This is a genomic window from Pseudomonas sp. ABa2, from assembly GCF_056676075.1.
Map to the genome: position 1 here is coordinate 4,265,888 of NZ_CM155239.1, position 22,730 is coordinate 4,288,617.

General features: G+C 66.3%; 22 protein-coding genes. 4 read left to right on the top strand and 18 right to left on the bottom strand.

Annotation, left to right across the window (positions count from 1 at the left end):
• Positions 1-221: 221 nt before the first annotated feature.
• Complete coding sequence (locus AC1G9C_RS20765) at positions 222-1,085, bottom strand: DMT family transporter (protein ID WP_480408671.1); 864 nt, start codon at positions 1,083-1,085, stop codon at positions 222-224.
• A gap of 186 nt (positions 1,086-1,271) precedes the next feature.
• Here AC1G9C_RS20765 and AC1G9C_RS20770 point away from each other — a divergent pair, with 186 nt between their 5' ends.
• The gene (locus AC1G9C_RS20770; RefSeq protein WP_480408672.1) at positions 1,272-1,742 is read left to right on the top strand and encodes a hypothetical protein; all 471 of its coding nucleotides are present in this window, start codon (positions 1,272-1,274) and stop codon (positions 1,740-1,742) included.
• Here the strand turns inward: AC1G9C_RS20770 and AC1G9C_RS20775 are convergent, their stop codons facing one another.
• The 4 genes from AC1G9C_RS20775 to AC1G9C_RS20790 all read right to left on the bottom strand — a co-directional run bounded on the left by AC1G9C_RS20775 (position 1,743) and on the right by AC1G9C_RS20790 (position 4,089).
• Positions 1,743-2,009, bottom strand: a complete 267-nt coding sequence (locus AC1G9C_RS20775) for a DksA/TraR family C4-type zinc finger protein (protein ID WP_021442668.1) — start codon at positions 2,007-2,009, stop codon at positions 1,743-1,745.
• Between the two features lie 69 nt (positions 2,010-2,078).
• On the bottom strand, positions 2,079-2,942 hold the full coding sequence (locus AC1G9C_RS20780; RefSeq protein ID WP_397496615.1) for an isocitrate lyase/PEP mutase family protein: 864 nt from the start codon (positions 2,940-2,942) through the stop codon (positions 2,079-2,081).
• Between the two features lie 155 nt (positions 2,943-3,097).
• Complete coding sequence (locus tag AC1G9C_RS20785) at positions 3,098-3,868, bottom strand: substrate-binding periplasmic protein (RefSeq protein ID WP_122108153.1); 771 nt, start codon at positions 3,866-3,868, stop codon at positions 3,098-3,100.
• Between the two features lie 80 nt (positions 3,869-3,948).
• Positions 3,949-4,089 carry a hypothetical protein gene (locus AC1G9C_RS20790; RefSeq protein ID WP_480408673.1) on the bottom strand — a complete coding sequence of 47 codons (141 nt, stop codon included), beginning with the start codon at positions 4,087-4,089 and terminating at the stop codon, positions 3,949-3,951.
• A 77-nt stretch (positions 4,090-4,166) separates the two neighbouring features.
• Here AC1G9C_RS20790 and AC1G9C_RS20795 point away from each other — a divergent pair, with 77 nt between their 5' ends.
• Positions 4,167-4,895, top strand: coding sequence for a VC0807 family protein (locus tag AC1G9C_RS20795; protein ID WP_021442672.1), 729 nt, complete (start codon positions 4,167-4,169; stop codon positions 4,893-4,895).
• Positions 4,896-4,935: 40 nt separating this feature from the next.
• Complete coding sequence (locus tag AC1G9C_RS20800; protein ID WP_457788936.1) at positions 4,936-5,373, top strand: YqaA family protein; 438 nt, start codon at positions 4,936-4,938, stop codon at positions 5,371-5,373.
• A gap of 168 nt (positions 5,374-5,541) precedes the next feature.
• On the opposite strand, the gene AC1G9C_RS20805 is transcribed toward AC1G9C_RS20800, so the two are convergent.
• The 4 genes from AC1G9C_RS20805 to AC1G9C_RS20820 all read right to left on the bottom strand — a co-directional run bounded on the left by AC1G9C_RS20805 (position 5,542) and on the right by AC1G9C_RS20820 (position 11,251).
• The gene (locus tag AC1G9C_RS20805; RefSeq protein ID WP_480408674.1) at positions 5,542-6,648 is read right to left on the bottom strand and encodes an alpha-hydroxy acid oxidase; all 1,107 of its coding nucleotides are present in this window, start codon (positions 6,646-6,648) and stop codon (positions 5,542-5,544) included.
• 94 nt (positions 6,649-6,742) lie between these two features.
• The gene (locus AC1G9C_RS20810; RefSeq protein ID WP_397496009.1) at positions 6,743-7,411 is read right to left on the bottom strand and encodes a Fe2+-dependent dioxygenase; all 669 of its coding nucleotides are present in this window, start codon (positions 7,409-7,411) and stop codon (positions 6,743-6,745) included.
• Positions 7,412-7,558: 147 nt separating this feature from the next.
• Complete coding sequence (locus AC1G9C_RS20815; protein ID WP_480408675.1) at positions 7,559-9,853, bottom strand: TonB-dependent receptor; 2,295 nt, start codon at positions 9,851-9,853, stop codon at positions 7,559-7,561.
• A 234-nt stretch (positions 9,854-10,087) separates the two neighbouring features.
• Positions 10,088-11,251 (bottom strand): type III PLP-dependent enzyme, encoded by a 1,164-nt coding sequence (locus tag AC1G9C_RS20820; protein ID WP_021442828.1) that lies wholly within the window; start codon positions 11,249-11,251, stop codon positions 10,088-10,090.
• 569 nt (positions 11,252-11,820) lie between these two features.
• Here AC1G9C_RS20820 and AC1G9C_RS20825 point away from each other — a divergent pair.
• Positions 11,821-13,404 (top strand): peptide chain release factor 3, encoded by a 1,584-nt coding sequence (locus AC1G9C_RS20825; protein ID WP_480408676.1) that lies wholly within the window; start codon positions 11,821-11,823, stop codon positions 13,402-13,404.
• Between the two features lie 48 nt (positions 13,405-13,452).
• Here the strand turns inward: AC1G9C_RS20825 and AC1G9C_RS20830 are convergent, their stop codons facing one another.
• From AC1G9C_RS20830 to urtA, 9 genes are all read right to left on the bottom strand, one after another.
• A complete protein-coding gene (locus AC1G9C_RS20830) occupies positions 13,453-14,490 on the bottom strand; it encodes an AAA family ATPase (RefSeq protein WP_480408677.1) in 1,038 nt (345 codons plus the stop codon).
• A 94-nt stretch (positions 14,491-14,584) separates the two neighbouring features.
• Positions 14,585-15,625, bottom strand: coding sequence for an aliphatic amidase (locus tag AC1G9C_RS20835; RefSeq protein ID WP_480408678.1), 1,041 nt, complete (start codon positions 15,623-15,625; stop codon positions 14,585-14,587).
• A gap of 122 nt (positions 15,626-15,747) precedes the next feature.
• Positions 15,748-16,095, bottom strand: coding sequence for an FmdB family zinc ribbon protein (locus AC1G9C_RS20840; RefSeq protein ID WP_480408679.1), 348 nt, complete (start codon positions 16,093-16,095; stop codon positions 15,748-15,750).
• A gap of 61 nt (positions 16,096-16,156) precedes the next feature.
• Positions 16,157-17,386, bottom strand: coding sequence for a formamidase (gene fmdA, locus AC1G9C_RS20845; protein ID WP_480408680.1), 1,230 nt, complete (start codon positions 17,384-17,386; stop codon positions 16,157-16,159).
• A gap of 239 nt (positions 17,387-17,625) precedes the next feature.
• Complete coding sequence (urtE, locus tag AC1G9C_RS20850; protein ID WP_457788918.1) at positions 17,626-18,315, bottom strand: urea ABC transporter ATP-binding subunit UrtE; 690 nt, start codon at positions 18,313-18,315, stop codon at positions 17,626-17,628.
• 22 nt (positions 18,316-18,337) lie between these two features.
• Positions 18,338-19,102: an urea ABC transporter ATP-binding protein UrtD gene (urtD, locus tag AC1G9C_RS20855; RefSeq protein ID WP_480408681.1), complete on the bottom strand. Its 765-nt coding sequence runs from the start codon at positions 19,100-19,102 to the stop codon at positions 18,338-18,340.
• Positions 19,099-20,271 carry an urea ABC transporter permease subunit UrtC gene (urtC, locus tag AC1G9C_RS20860; protein WP_480408682.1) on the bottom strand — a complete coding sequence of 391 codons (1,173 nt, stop codon included), beginning with the start codon at positions 20,269-20,271 and terminating at the stop codon, positions 19,099-19,101. The genes urtD and urtC overlap by 4 nt, the downstream gene beginning before the upstream one ends.
• A gap of 9 nt (positions 20,272-20,280) precedes the next feature.
• On the bottom strand, positions 20,281-21,198 hold the full coding sequence (urtB, locus tag AC1G9C_RS20865; RefSeq protein ID WP_480408683.1) for an urea ABC transporter permease subunit UrtB: 918 nt from the start codon (positions 21,196-21,198) through the stop codon (positions 20,281-20,283).
• A gap of 71 nt (positions 21,199-21,269) precedes the next feature.
• Positions 21,270-22,502, bottom strand: coding sequence for an urea ABC transporter substrate-binding protein (urtA, locus tag AC1G9C_RS20870; protein WP_480408684.1), 1,233 nt, complete (start codon positions 22,500-22,502; stop codon positions 21,270-21,272).
• Between the last annotated feature and the right edge of the window lie 228 nt (positions 22,503-22,730).

Below are 22,730 nucleotides of genomic sequence, written 5' to 3' on the forward strand. Positions count from 1 at the left end.
TGCGTAGGTTGGCGCTGAGCGCAGCGAAGCCCAACAGGGAGCACGCAGTGCTCCGCCCGACGGTCCCAACTCCCGTTGGGCTTCGTCGCAAGCTCCTCAACCCAACCTACCGCCCCCCAACCTTGTCCCGCGCCCAGTCAGGAGCACGCCCTGCTCCGCCCGGCGCCCCCGTTGGGCTTGGGCGCAGGCGCCTCGACCCGCCGAATGCGCCACAAGCGCATCTAGCCCGTCCGCCGCTGGCTCCAGGCCAGACACAGGCCGCTGAGGATGATGATGGCCATGCCGACGATGCCGCCGGCGTCCGGGGTGTGGGCGAAGAAGAGCATGCCCAGCAGGGTGGCGATGACGATCTGGCCGTAGGTGAAGGGCGCCAGGCTGGCCGCGCTGGCGAAGCGGTAGGCGTGGGTCAGCAGCATGTGCCCGGTCATCGCCAGGGCGCCGAGCGCAGCCATCAGCAGGCCGTGGGAGAACTCCGGTAGTTGCCAGACCCAGGGCAGTGCCAGGCTCATCAGCAGCGCGCCGAGCAGGCTGGTGAGAAAGTTGCTGGTGGCCGGATGGTCGGTGGCGCTGAGGCGTCGGGTGAGCAACTGGTAGAGGCCAAAGCACAGCGCCGCCGCGAACGGCAGCAGGATCGCCGGGGTGAACAGCGCGCCGCCAGGGCGCACGATGATCAGCACGCCGAGCAGACCGCAGCCCACTGCCAGCCATATCCCGGCGCCGATCTGCTCCTTGAGCACGAATGCCGATAGCAGGATCACCACCAACGGCGCCAGGAAGATCACCGCCGTCGCCTCGCCCAGCGGGATGTAGCGCAGTGCGCTGAAGAACAGCAGGCTGATCGCCACCAGGCTCAGGCCACGCGTCAGTTGCAGCCAGGGCCGCCGGGTGCGCACCAGGTCCCAGCCCAGGCGCGGGGCGAACAGCGCCGCCATCAACAGGGTCTGCGCCAGGTAGCGCGCCCACACCACGAGCAGCACCGGGTAGAGCTGGGTCAGGGATTTCGACAGGGCGTCGTGGCTGGCCAGCAACAGGCCGGCGGCGAGGATCAGCAGGATGCCCAGGCCCGGGCGATGGGAAGTCGGCACGAAACAAACCAAACGAATAGTTAGCAGGCTACCAACTCTAGCGAGCATTTGCCGCTTTGCCCAGGGGCACCACGCCCCAGCCCGGACCGTCCATCGAACGCCCGTCGGCAAACCCGAGCGGGCACCGGCGGCCGTCCATGGCGGGACTATAGTGAAAATCCATCCCTCCGATGGGAGATCGACCTCATGCGCCCGCCCTCGCCGTCTTGCCGCCTACTCGGCGGCCTGTTGCTGCTCAGCCTGCCCCTCGCCCAGGCGGAAACACTGACGCCCCTACAGGGGCAAAGCCCGGAGCAGATTCAAGCCGATATTGCCAGCTGCCAGGCCCAGGCCGGCGGCAGCCAAACGCAGAGCGGCAACGACGGCGTCGGTGGCGAGCGCCTGCGCGGCGCGGCCAAGGGTGCCGCGGTGGGTGCCACGGCGGCGCAGATTCGCGGCAATCGCCACGACGAGGTCTACGACCGGGTGGACGACGATATCAAGCAGGAGTACCGGCAGAATCAGGCGCGCGACGCGGCGGCCGTCGGCATGGCCGTGGGAGGCTCCAGGCAGCGCCAGGAGCGGCGCGAAAACCGTCGCAACGACAGCGCCGGCGACAACGCGCAGCAGGCCTATATCAATTGCATGAGCGGGCGCGGCTACTCCGTCACGCCCTGATCAGCGCAGCTGACTGTCCTTGCTGCCGCGCCTGTTGTAGCCGCTGAAAGCGGCCTGCTCGCGGTCGTGCTCGGCCTGGCAGGCCACGCACAGGCGTACGCCGGGAATGGCCTGGCGGCGCGCCTCGGGAATCGCCGCGCCGCATTCCTCGCAGTGGCGCAGGCTCTCGCCTTTCGGCAGCTGGCTGCGAGCGCGCGCCACGGCGTCCTCGATGCTGCTGTCGATCTGTTCCTGTACCGCCGTGTCGCTCGCCCAACCGCCTGCCATCGTCTGTCTCCTCGCCCCCACCAGACAGATATGCGCCCACGGCGGGCGAAGTTCAAGAGCAGCCCGTCGTCACTCCTTGACTTCCATAAACTCGCGGGCCCAGACGATATAGTCCTCGGGCAGGCTGTACTTGTGGGTCAGCTCGGTGGCGTTGAGATCGCCCGGCTCGATGCCGCGCTGCTCGCGCAGGCAGTCGTAGGTGGCCTTGATCGCGGCGAAGTAGGCGCCGTGGCCGTTGACCAGGATGCGCACGCCGAGCCGCGCCAGGCGGGCGTTGTCGCGCAGCTGCGGGTTGCCGTAGGTGACCAGCATCAGCGGCACGCCAAGGCCGCCGGCGATCTGCTCCAGGTGGGCGAAATCCTTGACCCCGACCAGGCAGATGGCGTCGGCGCCGGCGGCCTGGTAGGCGCGGGTGCGGCGGATCACCTCGTCGACCTCGAGCACTCCAGCGTGGCTGCGGGCGATGATCGCCAGCTCCGGATCGATGCGCGCCTCCAGCGCCGCGCGGATCTTGCCGACACCCTCCTCGACCGAGATCAGGTCGGTGGATTTGCGGCCGAACTGCGCCGGCAGCAGGGTGTCCTCGATGGTCAGCGCGGCCACCCCGGCACGCTCCAGTTCGACCACCGTGCGCATCACGTTGAGCGCGTTGCCGTAGCCATGGTCGGCGTCGGCGATCACCGGCAGGCGCGCGACCCTGCCGATGCGCGTGGCCTGCTCGACGAATTCGCTCAGGCTGATCAGGGCGAAGTCCGGCGCCCCCAGCACCTGCAGCGAGGCCACCGAGCCGCCGAGGATGCCGACCTCGAAATCCAGGTCGGCGGCGATCCGCGCGGACATCGGGTCGAACACCGAGGCGGTGTGGTAACAGCGGTCGGAGGCCAGCAGCGCGCGAAAGGCGCTGCGCAGTTGGTGGTGGGAGGCGCGTTGCAGGATGGGCATGGTGCGTATTCCAGTCAGGTGAATCGCGGATCGGCTGTAGGGTTACCCGGATAGACGCGACGAACCGGGGCGCAGGACACCGACATGCGCCACCGCAGGCCGAGCGGCGTCACTCGGCGCGCTGCGGCAGGAGGCGTGCCGCGCGCTCAGTCGTCGCGCAGCAGCTCGGCCAAGGTCTCGGCATCGACCCAGGGCAACCAGTGCCGGTAGATGCGTTCCAGGCTACCGTCGCGGCGCATCTCCAGCAGCGCCTGCTGCCAGCGCTCCACGCGCCGCGCATCGGTCTGGCGGGAGAAGGCGATGTAGGAATCGTTGGGCATCAGGTCGAACTGCGCCTGCAGCTGCTCGGCCTGCATGCCCTGTTCGGCCAGCATGCCGTCGAGGGTCAGGCTGTTGGCGAGCAGCAGCTTGACCCGGCCGTGGCGGAACATGCGCAGCATGTCCTGCGGCGTCGGCACGCCGTAAAGGTTGTCCAGGCCCAGCTCGGTCAGCAGCTCGTAGGAGTACCACTGCTTGGGCACGGCCAGGGGACCGAGACGGCGCACGCCGTCCAGGTCGGCGACGTGCAGGCCGTCCGCCTTGCGGCTGTAGAAGCGCGTATGGCCGCGGGCGATGGGGCCGACCCAGTGGAACAGCGCCTCGCGCGGCGCCGTGCGCACGGTGGAGAACAGCGCCGTATCGGGTAGCCGGCGAACCTGGTGGTAACCGCGCGTCCAGGGCACCACTTCGATGCGCGCCGACTCGCCGGTGCGGCGGATCAGTTCCTCGACCACCGCCACTGCCATGCCGCTCGGCTGGCCGTCCTCGAGGTAGCTGAACGGCCGATAGTCCTCGGTGTACAGGCGCAGCTCGGCGGCCAGGGAGGTGGCCAGGCTGCAGAGCAACAACAGGACACAGGCTTTGCATTTCAGGGTCATCAGCGGCCACCGACTGAGGCGCGCCCCACTTCAGGATTCGGAGCGACCAGGCGCACGATGATAAACGCCTGCCCGGCGCATCACCAAGGCTGCTCGGCGGCGGCGGCGTCGACCAGCTCCGCCGCAGTCAGCACACGCGGTTCGGGCAGCAGCTGCAGGCGCGACGCCGCCGGTTCGCCCTGCAGCGCCTGTCGCCCAGCTGTGGGCTCATACTTTTTCACATTCCAACCGACGGTCGGGCTAGCCCTGGCGCGCCGGGCAGGCGATCATCGGGCCTCCTACGCAGACTCCAGACGTTATGACCGCTACCACCGACAGCCGCATCCCGACGCACAAGCCCCGCCCGCTGATCGACCTGGCCATCAGCATCCTGATCCCCTCGTTCATCCTGATGAAGCTCAGCGGCGACGAGCGCCTCGGCGCCGACGGCGCGCTGCTGCTGGCGCTGGCGTTCCCGCTGGGCTGGGGCGCGTTCGAGCTGATCAAGTACCGCAAGTTCAACTTCATCGCCCTGCTCGGCCTGATCAGCGTGGCGCTGACCGGCGGCATCGGCCTGCTGCACCTCGACACCCAGTGGCTGGCAGTCAAGGAGGCGGCGATCCCCGGGCTGATCGGCATCGCCGTGCTGGTCTCGACCCGCACCCGCTACCCGCTGATCCGTACCCTGCTGTTCAACAAGTCGGTGCTCAACGTCGACAAGATCCACCAGCGCCTGGAACAGGGCGGCCACCTCGAGCACTTCGAGACCCGGCTGATGCGCGCCACCTACTGGCTCAGCGGCACCTTCTTCTTCTCCTCGCTGATGAACTACGTGCTGGCCAAGTGGATAGTCGTGAGCCCGGCCGGCACCGAGGCGTTCAACGACGAGCTGGGGCGCATGACCCTGCTCAGCTACCCGATGATCGCCATCCCCTCGATGATCATGCTGATGGCGATCTTCTACTACCTGTGGAAGACCATCCACGGCCTCACCGGCCTGAGCCTGGAAGAGATCATGGCCCACCAGGGCCAGGAGTCGCAGTCCTGATTCCCGTCCGCGCCGGCCGCCCGGTCGGCGCAACGCCACGATGCTGAGCCTGTCCGCCTACCCGGCCCTGTTCCTCTCTGCCTTCGGCGCCGCCACCCTGCTGCCGCTGCAGTCGGAGGCCGTGCTGGTGGGCCTGCTGCTGCACGGCGAACATGCCCTCTGGGCCCTGCTGCTGGTGGCCACCTGCGGCAACGTGCTGGGTTCCTGGGTCAACTGGCTGCTCGGCCGCTCCCTCGAGCGCTACCGCGAACGCCGCTGGTTCCCGGTCAGCCCGGCGCGCCTGCAGCAGGCGCAGGCCTGGTACGCCCGCCATGGGCGCTGGTCGCTTCTGCTGAGCTGGCTGCCGGTGATCGGCGACCCGCTGACCCTGGTCGCCGGGGTGATGCGCGAACGCCTGTGGGTGTTCCTCGCCCTCGTCAGTCTGGCCAAGGCCTCGCGCTACGCGGTGCTGGCCGCGCTGACCCTGCAGCTGAGCTGAACGCGCGCCCAGCAGGCCGTTGAAAAACGTAGGCGAGGCAGCCAGCGCAAGGCAAAAACAGGCGAAAAAGCGGAGTTTACGAGCTGTAAATGAGCATTTTGATCGGACTCGCGCACGAGCCTGTTTTTAACGCCGCGATGGCAACGCAGGTAGTTTTTCAACAGCCTGCTACGCCGGCCGCCAGATCGTCTCGGCACCAATGGCCGCCAGGTCGCGGCAGCCGGTCAGGGCCATGGCCACTTCCAGTTCGCCGCGCAGCATCTGCAGCACATGGGCCACGCCCACCGCGCCGGCCGCCGCCAGGCCGAACACATAGGGCCTTCCCACCAGCACTGCGTCGGCGCCCAGGGCCAGCGCCTTGAGCACGTCGCTGCCGCGGCGGATGCCGCCGTCGAGCAGCAGCGGCACTTGCTTCTGCACCGCGGCGGCCACTTCCGGCAGCGCCTCGATGGTCGCCGGCAGGCCGTCCAGGCTGCGCCCGCCGTGGTTGGAGACGATCAGCCCATCCACCCCCGCCGCCAGCGCCTGCTCGGCATCGGCGCCGCTCATGATGCCCTTGAGCAGGATCGGCAGGCGGGTCAGCCCACGCAGCCAGGCCAGATCGGCCCAGGTCGGCGCCGCCGCCAATAGCGGGCCGCCGAGCAGCAGGCTGCCGGCAGGCGGCTCGATTGATGCCTGCAGCGGGCGCATGCCGCGCAGGTTGACCGCCTCGATGCCCGCCGGCAGGGCGAAGCCGGCGCGCTGCTCGCGGTTGCGCACGCCGCTGACCGGCGCATCCACGGTCAGCACCAGCGCCTGGTAGCCGGCCGCCTCGGCGCGGCGCACCAGCGCCGCGGTGAAGTCGCGATCGGGCTGGATATACAGCTGGAACCACAGCGGCGTCTGCGCGGCGGCGGCGATAGTTTCCAGTTCGACGCTGGCCTGGGTGCTGACCAGCATGCCGGCGCGCACCGCGCCGGCCGCCAGCACGCTGGCCAGCTCGCCGTCGGGGTGGGCCAGCTGCTGATAGGCCACCGGGGCGAGGAAGATCGGGTGGTCGAAGTCCTGGCCGAACAGGCGCAGGCGCGTGTTGCCGCCGCTCAGATCCCGCAGCACGCGGCTGCGCAGGCGCAGGCGGTCGAAGGCGGCGCGGTTGTCGGCCAGGGTCAGCTCGTCGGCGGCGCCGCCGGCCAGGTAGGCCCAAGCCTGCTCGCTCAGGCGCTCGCGGGCGAAGCGCTCGTAGTCGGCCAGCGCGGCGATTTCTGCGGGTATCTGCTGCAGTTTGGGCAAGGGCATGGGAGCCTCTCCGCGAGTTGTTGGTCGCCCGGATGCCATCCGGGAAGTGCGCGCCAGCTATCCCCGGATTGCATCCGGGCTATGGGTCGGGCGCTCAGGTCTGCGACCACTGGCGCAGCAGGTTGTGGTAGACGCCGGTCAGGCGCAGCAGCTCGGGGCTGTCCGGCAGTTGCTGGCGCAACGCCTGGATGCTGTCGTCCAGCTCCAGCAGCAGGTTACGCTGCGACTCCTCGCGCACCAGGCTCTGCACCCAGAAGAAGGCGGCCAGACGCGCGCCGCGAGTCACCGGCTCGACCCGGTGCAGGCTGCCGCTGGAATAGAGCAGCAGATGGCCGGCGGGCAGCTTGACGCGCTTGTCCTGCAGCACCAGTTCGCCGCCGTCGTACTCGTCCGGCTCGCTGAGGAACAGGGTGGCCGACAGGTCGGCGCGGATGCGGTGCGGCGTGCCCGGCACGCTGAACACGGCGCTGTCGATATGCGCGCCGTAGCTGCCGCCCTCGGCGTAGCGGTTGAAGCGCGGCGGCAGCACCTTGAGCGGCAGTGCAGCGGCCATGAAACGCGGGCTCTGGCCGAGCTGGGCGAGGACGAACTCGGCCAGTTGCTGGGCCAGCGGATCGTCCTGGGCCAGTTGCTGGTTGGCCTTGACGCCGACCGCCTGATGCCCGGCGCTGTGCCGACCGTCCTGCCAGTTGGCGGCCTGCAGCGCGGCGCGACACTGGCGCAGCTGCTCGGCGCTCAGCAGATCGGGGATATGCAGCAGCATGGGTGAGGTCTCCAGGGCGGCTCGCCGTTGGCGCAGAATTCTAAAGAGAGCGAGGCCACTATGACAGCCATGCCTGGCGCTCGCTCCTGCTACAGGCAAACGCCCCGGCCGCTGGCGCGGTCGGGGCGTTGCCACAGGCACTTGCGCTTAGAAGCGGAAGTTGGTGCTCAGGGTGAAGGTACGCGGGTCGCCCAGCAGCACGCGGCGACCGTTCCAGTTGCTGGAGACGGCGTATTCCTCGTCGGTCAGGTTGTCGACGTTCAGGCGCACATCGAGGTTCTGGTTGACCTCGTAGCTGGCCATGGCGGCGAAGGTGGTGTAGCTCGGCAGCTTGCCGTACAGGCCGTTGGCGACGATGCGGCTGGCATCGTCCGGGCGGCCCAGGTAGGACGAACCGACGTGCTGCGCGCCCAGGCCCAGGGTCAGGCCGACCGGCAGGCGATAGGTGGTCCACAGGTTGCCCGACACCTTGGGGGTGAAGGCCAGCTCGTCGCCGTCGGTGCGCAGCGCAGTACCGTAGTCGCCGGCGTTGGCGCGTCGACGCACCTCGTCCAGATAGGCGCTGTGCTTGCGCTCGCTGTCCATGAAGACGATGCCGCCATAGACGTTCCAGGCCTCGGTGATCTGCCCCGAGGCGCCCAGCTCCAGGCCCTTGACCACCTGCTCGCCGTAGCCCTTGAGGCTGTCGCTGGTCTCGCCGGCGTCGCGACCGGTGATGGCCACGTCCTTCTTCACCGTGTAGAACAGCGCTGCGGTGGTGGACAGGCGCTTGTCGAAGAAGTCCCACTTGGTGCCGACTTCGTAGTTGTGCGCGCGCACCGGATCGGCGCCCGGGACGAAGCCGGGGAAGGCCTGGCCGTTGACCCGCGAGATGTCCGGGTTGGACAGGTAGGAGCCGGGCGGCTGGCTGGACACGCCGTAGGCGGCATACAGACTGCCGTTCTCTGCCGGCTTGTAGACCAGGCCGAGTTTGCCGCCGATGCTGAACTCGCGGTCGTCGAAGCCGTCGGCGCCCACCGCGGCGCCGGTCTGGACGTTACGGCTGCGGATATCGACGTCGTACTGCTCCAGGCGCAGGCCGCCGGTCAGTTGCCACTGCGGGGTGAACTCCAGGGTGTCGTAGAGGTACAGCGCCACGGTGTCGACGGTCACGTCGCTGCGCTCGCGCAGGCGGCTGTGCTTGGAAGCCGGCCCGCTACGCTCCCAGTCCGGGTCGAAGATGTTGACGTTGCCCGGGTTGACCTCGGCATAGGTGCCGGCCTCGGACTCCTCGCGGGTCAGCTCCAGGCCGGCGGCCAGGTTGTGCTTGATCGAACCGGTGGCGAACTGCGCCGACAGGTTGGTCAGGTTGCTCAGGCTGGTGTTGACCCGGTCGTAGAACTGGGTGTCGGTACGCAGCTGGTCGCCGCCCAGGTACTGGAAGGGCAGGGTGTAGCGCGCCTGGCGGTCGACGCGCGCCCAGCGGGTCTGGTTGCTCAGGGTCATGCCGGCGGAGAGGTCGTGTTCCAGACGCACCAGCAGCGCATCGCTGGTGGTGTCGTCGAAGTCCGACTTGAGGCCGTAGAACTCGTCGCGGTCGACCCCGGACAGCGCCGGGTTGTAGGGCGTGTCGCCCTTCATGCCCTTGACCGACGCACCGGAAACGCCCCAGTCCGGGCGGTCGTTCATCTGCACGTGCTCGTAGGCGAAGATCGCGCGGGTGTCGGTGCCCAGGCCGAAGGCCAGCGACGGCGCCAGGCCCCAGCTGTTCTTTTCGGCGTGCTCGCGACCGGCCACGCCGCTGTCTTCCACCAGCAGGTTGAGGCGGAAGGCGGCGCTGTCGTGGATGATCTGGTTGGTATCCAGGGTGGCGCGGCGGCGCGCCTCGGAATCGTACTGATCGAAGCCGAAGCTGGCGCCACCGGCAATGAAGCTTGCCAGGGTCGGCGTCTTGGTCACCAGATTGACGTAGCCGCCGGCGCCACCGCGGCCGTTGTCGGCGGCCGGGCCCTTGGCCACTTCCACCTGCTCGACGTTGAACACGTCGCGGGTGTAGCTGCCGTTGTCGCGGGCGCCGTCGATGAAGATGCTGCCGCTGGTGTCGAAACCGCGCAGGCTGAAGTTGTTGGTGCCGCTGGCGAAGCCGTTCTCACCGGCGTTGAAACTGATCCCCGGGGTGTTCTTCAGCACCTCGGTGAGGGTGCGCGCGTTCTGCTCGCGAAACAGCGCTTCGGGAATGATGTTGATCGTCTGTGGGGTATCCAGCAGCGCCGCGGTCTGCTTCGGCGAGGACACCTTGTCGACCTTGTAGCCCTGGTCCTGCTGCCCCTGCACGGTGACGCTGTCCAGCTCCATCGCGCTGTCCTGAGCCACGGCGAAGCCGGACGCCAGGGCCAGGCCGACGGCCGAGGCCAGCAGGCGACGCTGGGGAAGAGGTGCACGCTTGTTATGCTTATCGCTCACGAAAATCACTCCAGATAAAAACTGCGCGCGATAGTAGATGAGATTCAGTTGCAATCAATCTTTACGAACGATTTACAAAGGAGAATTTGTAACAAATATGTCACTGACAATCGCGCCTAGCCAACAGAGCGCTCTGGAAAGGGATTTACAGCCGAACCGGGGGAAAGCGCAGAAGCCCGGCGGCAGAAATGACAACGCCCACACAAGGTGGGCGTTGCTGACCAGGCAGGTCGCTTACAGGTAGTAGGACTTCAGCGGCGGGAAGCCGTTGAACTCCACCGCGCTGTAGCTGGTGGTGTAGGCACCGGTGGACAGCCAGTAGAGGCGGTCGCCGCTGGCCAGGTTGAGCGGCAGGCCGTACTTGTAGTGCTCGTACATGATGTCGGCGCTGTCGCAGGTGGGACCGGCGATCACCACTTCCTCCATCTCGCCCTTCTTCTCGGTCCAGATCGGGAACTTGATCGACTCGTCCATGGTTTCGATCAGGCCGCTGAACTTGCCGACGTCGGCGTAGACCCAGCGCTCCACCGCGGTGCGCGACTTGCGCGCCACCAGCACCACTTCCGAGACCAGCACGCCGGCGTTGGCGATCAGCGAGCGACCAGGTTCGAGGATAATTTCTGGCAGCTCGTCGCCGAAGTCTTCCTTGAGGAAACGGGTGATCTCCTCGGCGTAGGTTTCCAGGTCGTTGGTGCGCTGGATGTAGTTGGCCGGGAAGCCGCCGCCCATGTTGATCATCTGCAGGGTGATGCCGTCCTCTTCCTTGAGGCGCTCGAAGATCACCTTGACCTTGGCGATGGCCGCGTCCCACACGTCGATGTCGCGCTGCTGCGAGCCGACGTGGAAGGAGATGCCGTAGGGCACCAGGCCCAGCTGCTTGGCCAGGATCAGCAGGTCCAGGGCCATGTCCGGCTGGCAGCCGAACTTGCGCGACAGCGGCCAGTCGGCGCTGGTCGAGCCTTCGGTGAGGATGCGCACATAGACCTTGGCGCCCGGTGCGGCCTTGGCGATGTTGCGCAGGTCGGCCTCGGAGTCGGTGGCGAACAGGCGCACGCCCTTGTCGAAGAAGTAGCGGATGTCGCGCGCCTTCTTGATGGTGTTGCCGTAGCTGATGCGCTCGGGACCGACGCCGGTGGCCATCACCTTGTCCAGCTCGTAGATCGAGGCGATGTCGAAGCTCGAGCCCTTGTCGCGCAGCAGCTCGATGATCTCGACGGCCGGGTTGGCCTTGACCGCGTAGTAGACCTTGGCGAACGGGAAGCAGTTGCCCAGCTGATCGTAGGCATCGCTGATGATCTGCCGGTCGATCACCACGAAGGGGGTTTCGTGCTGATCGGCGAACGCCTTCATGCGGGCAAAAGTGGCGGGTGCGTAATAGTCTTCGACCTTGATCGACATGCTGGTGACTCCAATGGCAAAACCGGGAACACATTGATTCGGGCAGCAGAACCGCTTACAGGTTCCGCCACGTGTCGGGGCTGGCCGCGCGTTGCTCCGGCCTGAACGTCTGACAGTTTCCCCACTTTGGTTCGCCTACTTCCCAAGGCATGTCGCCGAGCATCACCGGTACCGACCTGGCCGGCCGGCAACCTCTCGTCGTCAGTACTTGAGCCGGATGGATCGTTTCCAGCATGGACGTTCGGGCGCGGACTTTAAGACCATGCGCCCCTCAGATCAACCGGAAATTTCATCGTTCCGGATATCGCACGAAATGCCCGGAAATGCTGAACGGGCGCGGCCTGCAGCCGCTTGCCCGGCAGGCGAACTCCTTGCGGCAAAACAGTCTAGAACAGCCTTGAGTCAGCGCCATGACCAGGCCGGAGATTGGCTTCGCAAAAACCCATCCGACACTCTGCAGCGGCGCGACAAGCTGCCGGCGGCTCGCCACCGAGGTGCAGGCACCCGCACGGCGCTTGCTGTATACTTCGCGACCAATTTTTCGCCCCATCTTCATCCAGGTTCAGCCCATGACCACCCAGGCCGCCGAAGTCGCCAAGCGCCGTACCTTCGCCATCATTTCCCACCCGGACGCCGGTAAGACCACCATCACCGAGAAGCTGCTGCTGATGGGCAAGGCCATCGAGGTCGCCGGCACGGTGAAGTCGCGCAAATCCGACCGCCACGCCACCAGCGACTGGATGGAGATGGAAAAGCAGCGCGGCATCTCCATCACCACCTCGGTGATGCAGTTCCCCTACCGCGAGCACATGATCAACCTGCTCGACACCCCCGGCCACGAAGACTTCTCCGAAGACACCTACCGCACCCTGACCGCGGTGGACAGTGCGCTGATGGTGCTCGACGGCGGCAAGGGCGTGGAGCCGCGCACCATCGCCCTGATGGACGTGTGCCGCCTGCGGGATACTCCGATTGTGAGCTTTATCAACAAGCTCGACCGCGATATCCGCGACCCCATCGAGTTGCTCGATGAGATCGAGGCGGTGCTGAACATCAAGGCCGCGCCCATCACCTGGCCGATCGGCTGCTACCGCGACTTCAAGGGCGTGTACCACCTGTCCGAAGACAAGATCGTCGTCTACACCCCGGGCCACGGCCACGAGCGTACCGAGGTGAAGATCATCGAGCACCTCGACTCGGACGCGGCCCGCGCGCACCTGGGCGACCTCTACGACAACTTCGTCGACCAGCTGGAGCTGGTCCAGGGCGCCTGCCACGAATTCGATGCCGAAGCCTTCCTCAAGGGCGAGATGACCCCGGTGTTCTTCGGCACCGCGCTGGGCAACTTCGGCGTCGACCAGGTGCTCGACGCCGTGGTCGACTGGGCCCCGCGCCCGCTGCCGCGCGCCGCCCACGAACGGGTGGTGGAACCGATCGAGGAGAAGTTCAGCGGCTTCGTGTTCAAGATCCAGGCGAACATGGACCCGAAACACCGCGACCGCATCGCCTTTATGCGTATCTGCTCGGGCAAGTACGAGAAGGGCATGAAGATGCGCCACGTGCGCATCAAGAAGGACCTCAAGGTCGCCGACGCGCTGACCTTCTTCTCCAGCGAGCGCGAGCACCTGGACGAGGCCTTCGCCGGCGACATCATCGGCCTGCACAACCACGGCACCATCCAGATCGGCGACACCTTCACCGAAGGCGAGAGCCTGGGCTTTACCGGCATCCCCCACTTTGCCCCGGAACTGTTCCGCCGCGTGCGCCTGAAGGACCCGCTGAAATCCAAGCAGCTGCGCCAGGGCCTGCAGGAGCTGGCCGAGGAAGGCGCGACCCAGGTGTTCTTCCCCGAGCGCAACAACGACATCGTGCTCGGCGCGGTCGGTGTGCTGCAGTTCGACGTGGTCGCCAGCCGCCTGAAGGAGGAATACAAGGTGGAATGCGCCTACGAGGCGATCAACGTCTGGTCGGCGCGCTGGATCGAGTGCAGCGACGAGAAGAAGCTCAAGGAATTCAAGGACAAGGCCTACGAGAACCTCGCCGTCGACGGCGGTGGCCACCTCACCTACCTGGCGCCGACCCGGGTCAACCTCAGCCTGATGGAAGAGCGCTGGCCGGAGATCAAGTTCCGCGCCACGCGTGAGCATCACTGAATAAAGAACGGCCCTCCCAACGGGCCGTTTTTTATTGTCGCCCGTTCGTCAGGACTGCTGTTGCTCACGCACCTGCAGCCGGCCCTGTGCAAGCACACATGAAAGGCGGCTAATACCGGGCTCCGCCAATAGCCACTCGGCAATTGCCGGCTCCAGCTCGGTGCGTATACGGCGCGCCAGGGCGCGGGCACCGAAGCGGATGTCATGCTCGCGGCATAGCCAGGCGCGGGCACTCTGCTCCACCTGTAGCGAGCGGCCCTGACGCCCCAGACGCTGGTTGAGTTTGTCCAGCTCGATGTTCAGCAAGGCATCGAGCCACTGCTCGTCGATGCGCTCGAACACCAGAATTCGGTCGATACGATTGAGCCATTCCGGCTCGAAACGCTCGTGCAGCACCTGCTCCAATAATGCGCCCTCGCCTCTCGGCGCCAGCCCCAACCAACGTCGCCAGCCACGGGCGAAACGCTCGCGGTAGCGCTGCGCCTGCTGCGCGCCGAGGTTGCTGGTCATGAAGATCAGGCTGTTACGAAAATCCAGGGTACGGCTGCCGGCGGTCAGGGTCAGTCGACCATGCTCGAGAATGCCGAGCAGGCTGCGCAGTACTTCGGGGCTGGCCTTCTCCAGCTCGTCGAACAGCACGATGCCGGGTCGACCGAAACTGCCGGCGATAGATTCTGCATCGAACAGCGTGGTGCCTTCCTTGCTGCCAACGTAACCGGGCGGCGCACCGGTCAGGGCAGCGGCGTAGTGCTCCTGGGCCAGGGTGTGCATGTCGATGCGGCACAGGGCGTCGGCGCGACCATGAATGGCCTGCGCCAGCAGGCGCACGATCTCGGTCTTGCCGACGCCGGTGGGGCCCATGAACAGGTTGACCGCCAGTGGCCGCTCGCACTCGCCGATATCGGCCTTGACCACCTTGAGCATGGCCTCGACCTGCGCCAGCACCGCGTCCTGGCCGACGATTCGCGCACGCAGCAGGGCCATCACGGCAGCGGGGTCAAAGAGGAAACGTGATTGCAGCCGGGCAATGCCCTTTTCCTCCAGGCGCTCGCGGTTGCTGTCGATCAGGTCATTGGCGAAGGGCATAGACCGCCTCGGGTGTTGGAAAAGCTCGCGGCTAAAGCCCCTCCTACAACGGCGGTATCCCGTGGGTAGGGCTTTAGCCGCGACAGACGAAGGTTCAGGCCGTGCGTTCCTTGCCCGCATGCGGCAACTCGCCGACCGGGCAATCGGCCACGCCGATGGTCTTGCGGGTCAGCTTCTCCACGTCCTCCTGGGCCTTCTGCGCGTCCAGCACCCAGGTGCGGTAGAACTCGAACGGGCAGTCGGCCACGCCCTTGTCGCCGTCGCCGGAGTTGTAGACGCCGGTGTAGCCACGATGGAGCAGCTTGAACAGGTGGTTCTGCGACTGGTCGTTGGCGCGCGCGTCGCGGATCTGCGACACCGACAGCTGGGCGTACTGGATGCCCATCTCCTCCTCGCCGCATTCGCCGAGGGTGCGGCCGTCGAAGCCTATCAGCGCCGAGTGGCCGAAGTAGCTGTACACACCGTCGAAGCCGGTGGTGTTGGCCACTGCCACGTAGCAGTTGTTGGCCCAGGCCATGGTCTTGGCCATCAGCACCTGCTGCTCCTTGGCCGGGTACATGTAGCCCTGGCAGCGCACGATCAGCTCGGCGCCCTTCATCGCGCAGTCGCGCCAGATCTCCGGGTAGTTGCCGTCGTCGCAGATGATCAGGCTGATCTTCAGGCCCTTGGGGCCTGCGGAGACGTAGGTACGGTCGCCCGGGTACCAGCCCTCGATGGGGCACCAGGGAATGCACTTGCGGTACTTCTGCACGATCTCGCCCTGATCGTTGATCAGGATGAGGGTGTTGTACGGCGCCTTGTGCGGGTGTTCCTCATGGCGCTCGCCGGTGAGCGAGAAGATGCCCCAGGTTTTGGCCTCGCGGCAGGCGGCGGAGAAGATCGCGGTCTCCTCGCCGGGGATGGTGGCGGCGGTGGCCATCATCTCGTCCTTGTCGTACATGATGCCCATGGTGCTGTACTCGGGGAACACCACCAGGTCCATGCCCGGCAGGCCGAGCTTCATGCCCTTGATCATCTCGGCGATCTGGCGCGCGTTGTCGAGCACCTCGGCCTTGGTATGCAGGCGCGGCATTCTGTAATTGACGACGGCGACGCCGACGGTATCGGGGCTGCTGGAAATATCGCCGTGGCGCATGGAAAACCTCCGCTTGAGATGTATGTCGTAGGAGCGCCCTGTGGGCTGGATTCCCGCCTGCGCGGGAATGACGGTGAAAAACCCACGTCATCCCCGCGCAGGCGGGGACCCAACAAACAACCTCAGTGGCTGATCATCCACGGCCGCGCCGAGGGGCTGGCCTTGAGGCCATGGGGGTTGGCCTTGGTGCGCTCGACCGGCTTGCTCGGGCCGCAGCAGCTGCAGCCGGCCGGGTGCTTGCGGTTGGCCTTGTATTCCTCGAGGCTCTGCGGCGAGTGGGCGCTGCGCTCGTTGGTTTCATGGGCGCGGCGCTGGCTGCCGGCCATGCTGCTCAGGCCCGGGGCGCTGAGAATCACCCGCTCGCTCGGCGTGTCGCAGTGCGGGCAGGCGCAGGCGGCGTCGCGCTCGGCCATCGGCCGCAGCACAGTGAAGTCGCCGCAACTCGGGCAGTCGTATTCATAGATGGGCATGGCAATACCTCGATAGAGTCGGTGCGCACGGCGCCCCCTGGGGTGGCCGTGTGCGCTGGTATCACTTGTCGTAGGCGATGGGCAGGTCGATGCTGCCGTCGAGGAACTTGGTCGGGCCGCTGGCGCTGGGGTTGATGTCGAACTCGAAGATGTCGGTCGGCAGCCACAGGGTGGCGCAGGCGTTGGGGATGTCGACCACGCCGCTGATGTGCCCCTGCACCGGCGCCGAGCCGAGCAGCGAGTAACCCTGGGCCGGCGAGTAGCCGAACTTGGTCAGGTAGTTGATGGCGTTGAGGCAGGCCTGCTGGTAGGCCAGGTTGACGTCCAGGTAGTGCTGCTTGCCGGCGTCGTCGACCGAGATGCCTTCGAAGATCAGGAAGTTGTTGTAGGTCGGCACGATCGGGCTGGGCTTGAAGATCGGGTTCTTGATCCCGTACTTGGCCATGCCGCCCTTGATCAGCTCGACCTTCATGTGCACCCAGCCGGCCATCTCGATGGCGCCGCAGAAGGTGATCTCGCCGTCACCCTGGCTGAAGTGCAGGTCGCCCACCGACAGGCCGGCGCCGTCGACATAGACCGGGAAGAAGATCTTCGAGCCACGCGACAGGTCCTTGATGTCGCAGTTGCCGCCATGCTCGCGCGGCGGCACGGTGCGCGCGCCGGTGGCGGCGGCCATGTCGCGCTCGGAGCCTTTCATCTTGCCCATATGCGCGGTGCTGGCGAACGGCGGGTTGGCCAGCGGCGGCACGCGGGTCGGGTTGCTGTCGATCAGCTCCTGCTCGCGGCGGTTCCACTCGGCGAGCATCTTGTGGTCCGGCAGGCAGCCGATCAGGCCGGGGTGGATCAGGCCGGCGAAGCGCACGCCGGGGATGTGCCGGCTCTTGGTGAACATGCCCTCGAAGTCCCAGATCGACTTCTGCGCAGACGGGAAGTAGTCGGTGAGGAAGCCGCCGCCGTTGTTCTTCGAGAAGAAGCCGTTGAAGCCCCACTGCGACTCGGCCTTGGCGCCGATATCGAGCAGCTCGACGATCAGCAGGTCACCCGGCTCGGCGCCATGCACGCCGACCGGGCCGGACAGGTAGTGCACGGTGGACAGGTCAACGTCGCGCACGTCGCTGGCATCGTCGTCGTTCTTGATCGCGCCGCCGGTCCAGTCGTAGGTCTCCAGGATGAAATCGTCGCCCGGCTTTACCCAGCAGGCCATCGGGATGTCCGGGTGCCAGCGGTTGTGGACTTGTTCGTTCTCGGTGGCGGCCTGGTTGAGGTCGACCTTGATCAGGGTGTCGGTCATGGCAGTGCTCCTGGGACCTGTGGTGGGTGCCTGGCGCATTGATGCGCCGGGGTACGAGGGCCAGTCTCGGGGAGCGCAGCGAGGGCGAAAATACGTTGGATGACGTATGCGCGGCAGCAGCAGTGGTGCGGCTTGCAGCGGCTTTTGCGCAGACGCGAAAAAGCGGCCGGCGCATGGAGAACACGCCGGCCGTAAACAGGTGAAACGACGCCCTCCCCCGGCCGGGAGAGGGGTTTAAATCACACCGACAGGTAGCGACTGATGGTCGCCTCGTCGACCTTGTCGCGCGCCTCCTCGATGACGAACTTGCCCTTCTCGATGACCAGGAAGCGGTCGGCGATCTCCATGGTGAAGGACAGCACCTGCTCCGAGACGATGATGGTCAGGTCGCGCAGGTTGCGGATCTCCTTCAGGGTGCGGGCGATGTCCTTGATGATCGACGGCTGGATGCCCTCGGTCGGCTCGTCGAGCAGCAGCACCTTGGGGTTGGTGGCCAGCGCGCGGGCGATGGCCAGCTGTTGCTGCTGGCCGCCGGAGAGGTTGCCGCCCTTGCGGTGGCGCATCTCCTGCAGCACCGGGAACAGCGCATAAAGGTCGTCCGGCACCTTGCCGCGTGCTTCCGCCGGCAGGCCGGTCTGGATGTTCTCCAGCACGGTCATGCTGGGGAAGATCATCCGCCCCTGCGGCACATAGGCGATGCCGGCCTCGACGCGCTGGTGGGTTTCCAGTTTGGAGATGTCGCGGCCGTCGACGCTGATCTGTCCGCCCCACTGCGGCAGCACGCCCATCAGGCTCTTGAACAGGGTGGTCTTGCCCATGCCGTTGCGGCCCATCACCGCGACGATTTCCTTCTTCGCCACCGTCAGGTCGAGTTCGTGGAGGATCCGGCTCTGGCCGTAGCCGGAGACGAGGTTGTTGATCTGGAACATGCTGGACTCCTTGACCCGGGGCTCAGTGCCCCAGGTACACCTCGATGACCTTGGGATTGTTCTGCACCGCGTCCATGCTGCCCTCGGCCAGCACCTTGCCCTGGTGCAGCACGGTGACCTTGTGCGCGATGCTCTTGACGAACTCCATGTCGTGCTCGATTACCAGCACCGAGCGGCCCTGGCTGATGCGCTTGAGCAGCTCGGCGGTGGCCACCCGCTCGGACACGCTCATGCCGGCCACCGGCTCGTCGAGCATCAGCAGCTGCGGGTCCTGCATCAGCAGCATGCCGATCTCCAGCCACTGCTTCTGGCCGTGCGAGAGCAGGTCGGCCTGCAGGTGCAGGTGCTTGCCGAGCATGATTTCCGCCGCCACCTGCTCGACCCGCTCGACCACCTCGGCCGAGCGCTTGAAGAACAGCGCACCGAGTACCTTGCGGCCCTTGGGATAGGACATTTCCAGGTTCTCGAACACCGTCAGGTTCTCGTAGATCGACGGGTTCTGGAACTTGCGCCCGACCCCGGCGCGGACGATGTCGAACTCGCGCATCCTGGTCAGCTCGCGGTTCTCGAACTGGATGCTGCCGGCGGTGGCGCGGGTCTTGCCGCAGATCAGATCGAGCACCGTGGTCTTGCCGGCGCCGTTGGGGCCGATGACCACGCGCACTTCGTTGCGGTCGATGTACAGGTTGAGGTCGTCGACCGCCTTGAAGCCGTCGAACGACACGCTCAGGCCCTCGATGGCCAGCACCGGTTTGGGCATCTGGAAGCCGCTGGGATTCGGGCTCATGGGGTGGTCTCCAGTTCGCGAGTGGGAACGGCCTTGGCGACGGGTTTGGCCACCGGCTGAGCCTTGACCGGCGCCTTGGCCGCCGGTTTGAGACGTGCCAGCCAGCGCTTGCCGTGGCTGTCCCACAGGCCGGCGAGGCCGTTGGGGAAGTACATGACCACGACGATGAACAGGCCGCCCATCAGGTACAGCCACAGCTCGGGGAAGCTCTCGGAGAAGTAGGTCTTGCCGAAGTTGACCAACAGCGCGCCGTACACCGCACCGAGCAGCGACAGGCGCCCGCCGACGGCGGCGAAGATGACCATCTCGATCGATGGCACGATGCCGACGAAGCTCGGCGACATGAAGCCGACCTGCAGGGTGAACATCGCTCCGCCGATGGCGGCGAAGGCGGCGCCGACGCAGAACACGAAGATCTTGAAGCTGGCCACGTCGTAGCCGGAGAAGCGCACGCGTTCCTCCTTGTCACGCATGGCCAGCAGCAGGCGGCCGAGCTTGGAGGCGATGATGAAACGCGCCAGCAGGATGCAGCCGAACAGCAGGAAGGCGCTGACGAAGTAGAGGATCAGCTTGGCCTCGTCGCTGCGGATGTCCCAGCCCATCAGGGTGCGCAGGTCGGTGATGCCGTTGACCCCGCCGGTGTAGCCCTGCTGGCCGATGATCAGCACGGTGAGGATCAGCGCGATGGCCTGGGTGACGATGGAGAAGTACACGTCGCCGACGCGGCGCTTGAACATGGTCAGGCCGATCACCAGGGCCAGCAGCACCGGCACCGCGATCACCGCCAGCAGGGTGAAACCGAAGCTGTGGAACGGCTGCCAGAGCATCGGCAGCTCGGTGATCTGGTTCCAGTCCATGAAGTCCGGGATGCCGGGGGTGGACTGGATCTTGGTGCTCTCCGGGTCGGACGCTTCCAGCTTGAGGAACATCGCCATGCAGTAGCCGCCGAGGCCGAAGAAGATGCCCTGGCCGAGGCTGAGGATGCCGCCGTAACCCCAGCACAGCACCAGGCCGACGGCGACGAAGGCGTAGGTCAGGTACTTGCCGACCATGTTCAGGCGGAAGGCGTCCAGCGCCAGCGGAAACACCACCAGGATCAGCGCGGCGAGCACCGCCAGGCCGATGGCGCCCTGCTTGCCGCCCAGGAGTTTGTCGAGAATCGGGTTCATGGGCGGCTCCTACTTGCGCACTTTGATCGAGAACAGCCCCTGCGGGCGCATCATCAGAATCAGGATCACCGCCGACAGGGTCAGCACCTTGGCCATCGAGCCGCTCATGAAGAACTCCATGAGCGACTGGGCCTGGGCGATGGAGAACGCCGAGGCGATGGTGCCGACCAGGCTGGCCGCGCCACCGAAGACCACCACCAGGAAGGTGTCGACGATGTACAGCGAGCCTGCGGTCGGGCCGGTGGAGCCGATGGTGGTGAAGGCCGCGCCGGCCACGCCGGCCACGCCGCAGCCGAGGGCGAAGGTCATGCGGTCGACGCGCTTGGTGTTGATCCCCACCGCGCGGCTCATCACCCGGTTCTGCATGGTGGCGCGCACCTGCAGGCCCCAGCGCGAGCGATACAGCATGAGGAACAGGGTGGCGGTAAGGAGAATGGTCAGGCCCATGACGAACAGGCCGTTGCGCGGAATGTCGATGGCCTCGGTGGGGTTCCACGAGCCCATCAGCCACTCCGGCAGGGTGGCGCTGACCTCGCGCGCACCGAAGATCGAGCGGAACGCCTGCTGCATCACCAGGGACAGGCCCCAGGTGGCCAGCAGGGTATCCAGCGGACGCTGGTACAGCTTGCTGATCATCGCCAATTCCACCAGCCAGCCGATGGCGCCGGCTATGAGGAAGGACAGGACGATGGCGAAGAAGAAGTAATAGGGCCCGAAGGCCGGGGCGTACTGTTCGGTCAGCGAGGAAACCACGAAGGTGGTGTAGGCGCCGATGGTGAGGAACTCGCCGTGGGCCATGTTGATCACGCCCATCTGGCCGAAGATGATCGCCAGCCCCAGAGCCATCAGCAGCAGGACGCAGAACACGGACAAGCCGTTGAAGCCCTGCATGGCCGCGATGGCACCAAATTCCGATAGCCATTCCATGTTGATGGTCTCCTGGCGGGAAGAATGCGAGAGCCCCTCCCCCGCTTGGCGGGAGAGGGATGCGGTTGGACTTACTGGTAGCCTTTCGGGAAGGGGTTCGGCTCGATCAGGCCGGACTCGTAGACCACCTTGAACTGGCCGTCCTTCTGCACCTGGCCGATGCGGGTCTTGCTCCACAGGTGATGGTTGTCGTGGACCTTCACGTAGCTTTCCGGCGCGCTGTTGAGCTCGATGCCGGGCGAGGCGGCGGCGACCTTGTCGACGTCGAAGCTGCCGGCCTTCTCGACCGCGGCCTTCCACAGCCACGGGCCGAGGTAGGCGGCCTGGGTCACGTCACCGACGACCGCGTCCTTGCCGTACTTGGCCTTGAAGGCCTCGACGAAGGCGGCATTGTTCGGGTTGTCCAGGCTCTGGAAGTACTTCATCGAGGCGTAGAAGCCTTCCATGTTCTCGCCGCCGATGCCGAGCAGCTCGTCCTCGGTGACCGACAGGGTCAGCAGGTTCTGCTTGGCTGCGGTGACGCCGGCGGCCTTCATCTGCTTGTAGAAGGCGACGTTGGAGCCACCGACCACGGCGGTGAACACCACGTCGGGCTTCTTCAGTTTGACCTTGTTGATCAGCGAGCCGAACTGGGTGTTGCCCAGCGGGTAGTACTCCTCGCCGACCACCTTGCCGCCGAGCACGTTCTCGATGTGCTTGCGCGCGATCTTCATCGAGGTGCGTGGCCAGATGTAGTCGGAGCCGATCAGGTAGAAGGTCTTGGCGTCCTTCTCCTTGGCGATCCAGTCGAGGCCGGCGAGGATCTGCTGGGTCGCCTCCTGGCCGGTGTAGATGACGTTCTTCGACTGCTCCAGGCCCTCGTAGAAGGTCGGGTAGTAGAGCAGGCCGTTTTCCTTCTCGAACACCGGCAGCACCGCCTTGCGCGAGGCCGAGGTCCAGCAGCCGAACACCGCGGCGACCTTGTCGCCGACCAGCAGCTTCTTGGCCTTCTCGGCGAAGGTCGGCCAGTCGGAGGCGCCGTCTTCCTGGATCACCTTGATCTGCCGGCCGAGCACCCCGCCTGCGGCATTGATCTGCTCGATGGCCAGGCGCTCGGCCTGGATCGAGCCGGTTTCCGAGATGGCCATGGTGCCGGTGGCCGAGTGCAGCTGGCCGACGGTCACTTCGGTATCGGTCACGGCCAGACCGGTGGTGTTCACCTCGGCATTGGCCACATGGCTGAACAGGCTGGCGGCCAGCAGCGAGAGCGCGGCAGCGCCCAGCGTCAGGCGGCGGGGTAGAAGTCGGGTCGGTTGTGCATCCATCGTCGTGCTCCTCGTGCGGTGGGGGTCGTCGCCGGCCTGTCTGCGCAGGTCTGCTCCGGGTTCGCCGCAAGAATGCGGGCGCCCTCCCCGCCCGGGTATACGCAGCATGACGTAAGCGCATACGTCATCTGACGTACAGCGCCAGGCACCAGCCTGGTGCACTCTCGGAGCCGAGCAGGAAGCCAGACAGAAGTCCGGGCGCACGCGCACGCGACACGCAGCTGGGGG